The 6,279-nt window shown below is 61.5% G+C and carries 8 protein-coding genes; 4 read left to right on the top strand and 4 right to left on the bottom strand.

Features of this window, described 5'->3' with window-relative positions:
- Nucleotides 1–1,225: replicative DNA helicase (locus ACFDTG_RS04840; RefSeq protein ID WP_375289885.1), on the top strand; the 1,225-nt coding region annotated here is incomplete at its 5' end.
- A gap of 10 nt (nucleotides 1,226–1,235) precedes the next feature.
- Here the strand turns inward: ACFDTG_RS04840 and ACFDTG_RS04835 are convergent.
- Nucleotides 1,236–1,799: a hypothetical protein gene (locus tag ACFDTG_RS04835; RefSeq protein WP_375289884.1), complete on the bottom strand. Its 564-nt coding sequence runs from the start codon at nucleotides 1,797–1,799 to the stop codon at nucleotides 1,236–1,238.
- A gap of 42 nt (nucleotides 1,800–1,841) precedes the next feature.
- Complete coding sequence (locus tag ACFDTG_RS04830; RefSeq protein ID WP_375289883.1) at nucleotides 1,842–3,020, bottom strand: phosphatidylserine/phosphatidylglycerophosphate/cardiolipin synthase family protein; 1,179 nt, start codon at nucleotides 3,018–3,020, stop codon at nucleotides 1,842–1,844.
- A 107-nt stretch (nucleotides 3,021–3,127) separates the two neighbouring features.
- On the opposite strand from ACFDTG_RS04830, the gene rpoZ reads away from it, so the two are divergent.
- The 3 genes from rpoZ to ACFDTG_RS04815 all read left to right on the top strand — a co-directional run bounded on the left by rpoZ (nucleotide 3,128) and on the right by ACFDTG_RS04815 (nucleotide 5,493).
- The gene (gene rpoZ, locus ACFDTG_RS04825; protein ID WP_375289882.1) at nucleotides 3,128–3,472 is read left to right on the top strand and encodes a DNA-directed RNA polymerase subunit omega; all 345 of its coding nucleotides are present in this window, start codon (nucleotides 3,128–3,130) and stop codon (nucleotides 3,470–3,472) included.
- 136 nt (nucleotides 3,473–3,608) lie between these two features.
- On the top strand, nucleotides 3,609–4,349 hold the full coding sequence (locus ACFDTG_RS04820; protein ID WP_375289881.1) for a ParA family protein: 741 nt from the start codon (nucleotides 3,609–3,611) through the stop codon (nucleotides 4,347–4,349).
- A gap of 73 nt (nucleotides 4,350–4,422) precedes the next feature.
- On the top strand, nucleotides 4,423–5,493 hold the full coding sequence (locus tag ACFDTG_RS04815; protein ID WP_375289880.1) for a DUF3667 domain-containing protein: 1,071 nt from the start codon (nucleotides 4,423–4,425) through the stop codon (nucleotides 5,491–5,493).
- 78 nt (nucleotides 5,494–5,571) lie between these two features.
- Here the strand turns inward: ACFDTG_RS04815 and ACFDTG_RS04810 are convergent, their stop codons facing one another.
- On the bottom strand, nucleotides 5,572–5,811 hold the full coding sequence (locus tag ACFDTG_RS04810) for a DUF3072 domain-containing protein (protein ID WP_375289879.1): 240 nt from the start codon (nucleotides 5,809–5,811) through the stop codon (nucleotides 5,572–5,574).
- A gap of 60 nt (nucleotides 5,812–5,871) precedes the next feature.
- Entirely contained in the window at nucleotides 5,872–6,252 is a 381-nt protein-coding gene (locus ACFDTG_RS04805; protein WP_375289878.1) for a hypothetical protein, read from the bottom strand.
- Nucleotides 6,253–6,279 lie beyond the last annotated feature (27 nt).

Below are 6,279 nucleotides of genomic sequence, written 5' to 3'. Positions count from 1 at the left end.
TACAACCTATCTGGCGCAGCTTACTGCCGACGGTCAGGGGCTGCTCGCGACACGCGAACTCGCCCAGCAGATCTACGACCTCGCGCTGCTGCGGCAGCTCGTGGGCGTGGGGCGCGGCCTGGTGGAGACGGCGCTCGACACCTCGACAGACGTCGAGCCGCTCGAGAAAATCGCTCAGGCTGAGGCCGAACTCTATAAGGTCGCCGAAGGGGAGAGTGGAGGCAGCCAAGCAACCGATTTCCGCAGCGCCTCTCTGGTTGCGCTCAAGCTTGCAGAAGCGGCGATGGCGTCGGGCGGCGGCCTGTCGGGCAAGACCACCGGGCTCGCGACGGTGGACGAGAAGATCGCGGGCCTGCACGATTCGGACCTAGTCATCCTCGCCGGACGACCGGGCATGGGCAAGACTTCACTTGCTACGAATATCGCGTTCAACTGTGCGGAGGCGCATCTCGATCATCAGCGCGACGGCGGTCCGTTCAATTATGGCGCGCCGGTCGCCTTTTTCAGCCTGGAAATGAGCGCCGACCAGCTGGCCACGCGTATTCTTGCCGAACAGGCGGAGATTTCATCGGAGAACCTGCGTTCGGGCAAGATCACCCGCGACGAGTTCCAGAAGCTGAGCTTTGCCAGCCAGCGCCTCGCCGAATTGCCGCTCTACATTGACGATACCCCCGCCCTCACCATCGCCGCGCTGCGCAGCCGGGCGCGGCGGCTCAAGCGGCGGCATGGGATCGGGCTGGTCGTGGTCGACTATCTCCAGCTGTTGCAGGGTTCCGGACGTGCCAACGACAACCGCGTCAACGAAATTTCCGAAATCAGTCGCGGCCTGAAGACACTTGCCAAGGAACTGGAATTGCCGGTGATCGCGCTGTCCCAGCTCAGTCGTGCCGTCGAGCAGCGCGAGGACAAGCGCCCTCAGCTTTCGGATTTGCGCGAATCGGGATCGATCGAGCAGGACGCCGACATGGTGTGGTTCATCTACCGCGCCGATTATTATCACGAGGCAAGTCGGCCGGACTTCCCGACCCCGGAGTCATCCGTGGAGTCGCAGGAAAAATATTCAATCTGGGAAAGCAAATATCTCGAGCTCAAGAACAAGGCGACGCTGATCGTGGCGAAGCAGCGTCACGGTTCGACCGGGCCGGTGCCGCTCATCTTTCAAAGCGAGATCACCAAGTTCTCCAGCCCCAGCAAAAGGGATTACAGCGACTGGGGCATGGAATGATCCGTCAGGCCTAAGGCCCGCATTCCCAGATGCCGTCGATCGAGAGCTGCTGACCGGCACGGCTCAGCACGAGCCTTCCGGAATAGCGCGGCGACTCCATGGCGATCTGCGGCGTTTCGGTCATGGGCTTGGATTCGGTCCGCACGACATCGGCGGCAAGGCCGTTGGCACCTGTGAATTGCGCCCCCTTGATGAGGGCGTCGAATCCACCAGTGGTTTTGGTCTCGAGTCGCTCGACAGTTCCACCCAGTTTCACGGCAGCCTGCGAAGCAGCCTTGTGGTCGACGGAGCTGCTTGCGAACAGCAATGGTTTTTCACCGTCGCCCGGCGCGAAGGTGCATCCCAGTTCGCCTTTCAAATCGACGGCGTTCATGTCGCCCGTTTCGATAGCCTGGGGTACCAATGTGCCACCTTGCGGCCCGGTGGCGCCTCCGCCGGGCGATGGCGGTGGCGTGGTCGCCACGAGTGGGCCAGTCACCGGCTCCGCCCCCTCGACATCAGCGTCTGCGGGGCTGCTGTCCGCGCAGGCAGTGGCTAGGGCAAGCGATGCGGCGGCGAGAATAAGACGTTGCATGCGCCCCCAACGGATCGACCCTGTGCCTCGTTCCAATTCCATTTAGAGCCCCAGATTGAGTCTGCGACTGATCGTGTAATCGAGCACCGCAACCAGAACCCAAGCAGCTTTCCAGCGGATGCGGTTCCACAGCGTGGCCCGCTTTTTCTGCACCTCGGGCGTGATGGCTTCGGAGGCTTCGATGTGATGCGTCACGAATTGGCGCATCCTGTCGGCTAGCGCGGCGTCGCGCACTGCCAGCATCAGTTCCAGATTGATGTAGAGGCTCCGCATGTCGAAATTCGCGCTGCCCAGATACACCACATCGTCCAGGACGATCAGCTTGGTGTGCAGCTTGCAGGGCGTGAATTCCCAGATCTTCGCTCCGCCTTTTAACAGGCCGCTATAAAGCGACCGACTGGCGGCCAGCGTGGCGTTGTTATCGCTCTTCCCCGCCATCAGAAGCCGGGTGCTGCCCTTCTTCGCGATCTTGCAGATATCGCGCAGCAACTTCTTGGGCGGCGAGAAATAGGCCATGAAAATATCGAGCCGCTCCCCATGCCGCATGTCCTCGGTCACGCATCCAGCCCAGGTCGACAGGCCCCGGGTCGGCCCGCCCACCAGCCAACGCGCGTCTCCCGCCTTCCAATCCCAGCTTCGCACGGCGCGAGTAATCGCGCGAAATCCGGGGCGATCGGGGCCTGTCCATGCCTCCAGCTTGGAATACCATTCCACTAGGCCGCCCACGGCTGGCCCCTCGATGCCGATGGCCAGATCGTTCCAGCCGTTCTCGCTGGGCGGCGCGAAGTAATCGTCTTCGATATTGAAACCGCCGAACATCGCGCGCGTGTCGTCGGCAATAATCATCTTCTGATGGTTGCGAACCAGATAGCGCTGAGACCAGCGCTGGCCGAAGCAACGGTGATCGCCGCCAGCGTCCCTTAGCGGGCGCAGGAATTCGTCGCTTGCCGAAGCTCCGAACCGGTCGATGATCAGCGTCACCTCGACCCCGCGCCGTGCCGCGAACACCAGTTCGTCGCGAACCTCCGTGCTGACACCATCTTCCGCGAAGATATAGAATGCGAGCTTGAGGGAGGTCGTGGCGGATCGAAGAAGTGCGATCATCGCCGCGCGCCGGTCTGCACCGGCAGGATAGAAGCTCAGCTTCTGTCCAGCCGCCTCCGCCTCAAAGGGTTCGGGGTCGCGAAATTCAATTTCGCCTTCGTGTGGGGGTTCGGCCATGGCCATCGCCATATCTGGCCCGCACGCCGGTGCAAATCTTGACTTGTGCCCCCGCACTCCCTAACTGACCAGCCTTTCCGACACCCACGTTTTATCCGGAGTGCTGCATGGCGCGCGTCACCGTCGAAGATTGCGTCGACAAGGTTCCCAACCGTTTCGATCTCGTTCTGCTTGCCGCCCAGCGTGCGCGGGAGATTTCGGGAGGTGCGGAGATCACGCTGGAGCGTGACCGGGACAAGAATCCGGTCGTCGCCCTGCGCGAGATTGCAGAGCAGACGGTAAAGCCCAAGGAACTGCACGAATCGGCAGTCCTCAACCTGCAGAAGATCCTGCCGGACGACGAGGACGATGCGGACGAGGTCGGCTCGCTGAGCCAGTCGGCAGAGGCGCTGCGGATTACTGCCGCCGCGCCCGCGCGTTCGACGTCGATCGGCGGCGATTACGAGGGCTGATCGCCCGATCGGAATTCTAGATACAAGGCCGCCTCTGGGCGGCCTTTTTCTTATCTGCGCTTGAGACGGCTGCAAGGCATGGCATAACCTGGGCATTGGCGGCTGTGCTGCCAGTCTCACGGAGGTGTCTCGCCCGGTGGCCGTTATCGCAATCTACAGCGTAAAGGGCGGGGTCGGCAAAACCACGCTTGCGACCAATCTTGCCTGGGAATCCAGCCAGGCCAGTGGCTGGAAGACCCTGCTCTGGGACCTCGATGCCGCCAGCGGAGCCGCCTTCCTTCTTGGAGTGGATCCCAAGACCACCAAGACTGCGGATAGGGTAATCTCGCGCGATCGCGCTCCCGCCAAGCAGATTGTCAAAACGCGGTTCCCCGGCCTCGATATCCTGCCCGCCGATCGGAGCCTGTGGACGCTCGATTCGCAGCTTGTCGCCATCGGCAAGAAGCGCCGCCTGGCCAAGCTCACCGGCGCGTTGAGCAAGGATTATGCGCGAATCATGCTGGATTGCCCGCCGGTGCTGAGCGAGGTCAGCGCGCAGGCGATGCGGGCCGCCGATGTGGTGATCGTGCCCCTGCCTCCTTCGCCCCTATCCTCTCGTGCTTTCGCACTGGTGGCTGAAGAGGTGAAGGGCTCGGGCAAGTCGCATCCGCCGATGCTGCCCGTTCTTTCGATGGTCGACCGACGCCGCACGCTCCACCGAGAAGCGATCGAAGCCAACCCTGATTGGCCGGTAATCCCCCAGGCCAGCCTGCTTGAGCAATGTGCCGTTCAACGCGGACCGATCGGCTCGTTCGCTCCAGGCAGCCCTCCTGCGCGCGACATCGCGACGTTATGGCGGGCCATCGAACGCAAGCTTTCGCAGCGCAGGCAGAAGTAGCCGGTTTCCCGCGATTGCGTGGGAAGGCCTCACCGTTTATTCCCACCACATAGGGCACGGGGGCACGTGATTGATGACCGGTATTGGCGAGGCATTGGGCACGGCCGCGGAGGGCGGCTTGTTCGCGCGTGCCATTTCCAAGCAAGGCAAACCAGGGCGCGAAGGCGAAGGCCACTTTCACGAAACCGTCTGCCTTAACTGCAATACGCAGCTCCTTGGACCGCATTGCCACGAGTGCGGACAGCCCGCGCATCTGCACCGCACGCTAGGGGCGCTGTGGCACGATATCGCGCACGGTGTCCTGCACATGGAGGGAAAGACCTGGCGCACCCTGCCCATGCTGGCTTGGAAGCCGGGAGAGCTGACGCGCCGCTACGTTCATGGAGAGCGCGCGAAATTCGTCTCGCCCATGGCGCTATTCCTGTTCTCGGTCTTCCTGATGTTCGGTGTGTTTCAGGCCGTTGGCATTGGGCCGCCGACGGACATCACGACGGGCGAAGGCGTCCAGCACAGCATGGAAGAATTGCGTCTCGAAGCCCTGGAACGGCGCGACAGTGTGCGCGACGAGCTCCGCACGATGCCCAAAGACGATCCCGACCGGCAAGAAACGGAAAAGGAACTGCGCGAAATCGACGAGGCTCTCGAAGGCTTCGCGATTGCCAAAGATTCAATCGCAAATGCCAGCCCCTACGCCCCGAACAACTTCAAGACGGGGGTCCCATTCCTCGATCACGGGATCGAGAAATGGAACCGCAACCCCGGACTGATGCTCTACAAGCTCCAATCCAACAGCTACAAGTTCAGCTGGCTGTTGATTCCGCTGTCGTTGCCCTTCGTATGGCTGCTGTTCGTCTGGAAGCGGGGCGTGAAGGTCTATGATCACGCGATTTTCATCACCTATTCGCTGGCGTTCATGTCGTTGCTGTTCGTGGTGCTTTCGCTTTTGGGCGCGGCGGGTGTATCTGCGACCATTCTGGCCACTGCCGGGACCATGATCCCGCTGTATCACATCTATAGGCATCTCAGGGGCGCCTATGGATTACGGCGATTGTCTACGGTCTGGCGATTGCTGGTGCTGCTGGTGTTCATCACCGTGATCCTGACGCTATTCCTCAACATCCTGCTCCTGCTGGGCGCGGTATGATGGAGCTTTTAGCGAACTGTGCGATTGCGGACCGACCGGACTCTCACCCGGTCGGTCGATATGCCGGCGGACATCGGTTTAGCTCTCCCCTCTACCGGTGGCATCCTGCAGAGCGTCGATCCGCTTTGACGCTTCGGCCTTGCTGAGGTTTTCTTCGTAAGCATCGGGCTGACCCGCCTCTTCGCTCAATGTCTTGAGGTAGCTTGCCTGAGCGCCCGTCATTGCCTCATCGCCGGTCGTCCAGTTCTCCGGATCCTTGACGGCATTTCCCACGGGCTCGGACTTTGGGTGGTCGGTCGGTTTCGCAACAGTCGTCATGGCGTTCTCCTTTGCCAATTCAACGCGCGCGTTCTCTATTTGTTTCCGCAAAAGACACCCTTAGCACGGATACTCACGTATCAGTGCCGATCGCCAGGCGGCTTTGACGGTCATGGCGCGCCGTTGTTCTGCTGGAATACGGCCGATCATGTCTATGATGCGCTGCACGTCCAAGCCTTTCTTCCGTTGCGCCTCAGGGACGCAATAGAGGGGCTTGCCCCGAGCTGTAGCCGCCTGGTTCTCGGTCTTCGCCGCGAGTCCGGCTGCTTTCATTTCAGCCATCATCGGCTTGGTGCGCTTGTCGAACATCGCACCCACGCCCTTGGCCATGAGAGCCTGCGCATCCCGGTAGAAGACATCTGCATTCGCATCGCCCGGAGCCCCAAATGCAGGCATGGCTGCAAGCGCGCCAAGCGTAATCAAACTTGTCTTGAACCACATCCCGCTCACTCCCGCCGTTGCAAACCC

Origin of the sequence: Qipengyuania sp., from assembly GCF_042095715.1 — a bacterium.
GTDB lineage: Bacteria > Pseudomonadota > Alphaproteobacteria > Sphingomonadales > Sphingomonadaceae > Qipengyuania.
The sequence above is the reverse complement of the archived record's forward strand: the minus strand, read 5'-3'. Positions and strand labels throughout refer to the sequence as shown.

Excerpts from the sequence above, each read along its gene's own strand:
- ACFDTG_RS04815 (WP_375289880.1), top strand. The coding sequence starts at position 4,423 with ATGACCGGTATTGGCGAGGCATTGGGCACGGCCGCGGAGGGCGGCTTG.
- ACFDTG_RS04810 (WP_375289879.1), bottom strand. The coding sequence starts at position 5,811 with ATGACGACTGTTGCGAAACCGACCGACCACCCAAAGTCCGAGCCCGTG.
- ACFDTG_RS04805 (WP_375289878.1), bottom strand. The coding sequence starts at position 6,252 with ATGTGGTTCAAGACAAGTTTGATTACGCTTGGCGCGCTTGCAGCCATG.
- rpoZ (WP_375289882.1), top strand. The coding sequence starts at position 3,128 with ATGGCGCGCGTCACCGTCGAAGATTGCGTCGACAAGGTTCCCAACCGT.
- ACFDTG_RS04835 (WP_375289884.1), bottom strand. The coding sequence starts at position 1,799 with ATGCAACGTCTTATTCTCGCCGCCGCATCGCTTGCCCTAGCCACTGCC.
- ACFDTG_RS04830 (WP_375289883.1), bottom strand. The coding sequence starts at position 3,020 with ATGGCCGAACCCCCACACGAAGGCGAAATTGAATTTCGCGACCCCGAA.